This window comes from Streptomyces mutabilis, assembly GCF_014649815.1.
GTDB lineage: Bacteria > Actinomycetota > Actinomycetes > Streptomycetales > Streptomycetaceae > Streptomyces > Streptomyces mutabilis.
In genome coordinates, this window is sequence record NZ_BMTT01000267.1 from 1 (window position 1) to 554 (window position 554).

The following is a 554-nucleotide window of genomic DNA, read 5'->3' on the forward strand; positions in this document are numbered from 1 at the left end:
ATCGCAGTTGCTACAAATGCAGGCCAAATTAAAACAGGTTCATTATCTAGAACTGACCGTATTGCTAAATACAATCAATTATTACGTATTGAAGATGAATTATACGAAACAGCTAAATTTGAAGGAATTAAATCTTTCTACAATTTAGATAAATAATATCTCTTTAATTTTTATAAGAGTTCACGCTTATTATTTAATATCTTAATTGAATTGTCCGTTGCAGAGTTGAGGCTGCAACGGGCTTTTTTAGTTAAGTACATTTTAAATTATTAATGTAAACTGATATAATGATGTGAGTAATTTTGTAAAAGGAGTACAATTATGACAGACTCAAATGCTAAAGAAATAAGAACTGGACGTTTAATTGCGATAAGTTCATTAGTGTTTTGTATTTTACTTATCATACACCACTTTATTGTATTAGATGAATCAACAGCTAAATCAATTTTATCTTTAGCTGGTCAAAAAACATCAGATACAGCAGTGAAAAACATTTTAAATAGTGACCGATACACTGGAATTATGTATATTTTAGCTTACTTAGCAGGTACTGT

Annotated in this window: 1 protein-coding gene and 1 pseudogene; both read left to right on the plus strand. The window is 28.7% G+C overall.

Annotated elements, in window-relative coordinates; translation table 11 throughout:
• Positions 1-156, plus strand: a pseudogene (gene eno / locus IE142_RS40280) (phosphopyruvate hydratase); the annotation flags it as partial.
• A 165-nt stretch (positions 157-321) separates the two neighbouring features.
• Positions 322-554, plus strand: a 233-nt coding sequence (locus IE142_RS40285) for a hypothetical protein (protein ID WP_229831303.1), incomplete at its 3' end; no start/stop codon positions are given.